General features: G+C 73.4%; 1 protein-coding gene. It reads right to left on the reverse strand.

Features of this window, described 5'->3' with window-relative positions; translation table 11 throughout:
• The coding region (locus tag QSK52_RS39165) for an IS110 family transposase (protein ID WP_285741050.1) at window positions 1-457 on the reverse strand (457 nt) is incomplete at its 3' end.
• Window positions 458-474: the final 17 nt, after the last annotated feature.

Here is a 474-nt window from a genome sequence, read left to right on the forward strand (position 1 = left end):
CCTTCTTGACCAGCGGGCCGATTTGGATGTCGAGCTCGGTGACCTCGTCGTCCATCGCCTGATGGCGGCGGGCCAGCCGCCGCAGTGCCGCGCGGGTCGCGGCCAACGGGACCGCGAGGTCGTCGCCGGGTCGCAGACGGGCCAGCGTTCGTATCAGTTCCGCGCGGTGCAGGCCGGCGACCTGCTCGCGCAGGGTCGCCGGCGCGGAGACGAGCAGACCGCGAATCTGGTTCATGGCTTGGGTGCGGGCCTTGACCGCACTGCGGCGGGCGACCCGCAGCACCCGCACGGCCTCGACCAGACCGTCCCTGCTCTTGGGGATGCCGGTGGCCCGGCCGGACAGGACGGCGGTCGCGGCGGCGTAGGCGTCGATCGGGTCGGACTTGCCCTTCATCCGGCGCGTCTTGCGGTCCGGCCGGTCGACGTCGACGACGGTGACCCCGGCCGCGGTCAGCACCCGGGCGAGTTCGGCTC

Source organism: Kitasatospora phosalacinea (assembly GCF_030268885.1).
GTDB lineage: Bacteria > Actinomycetota > Actinomycetes > Streptomycetales > Streptomycetaceae > Kitasatospora > Kitasatospora phosalacinea_C.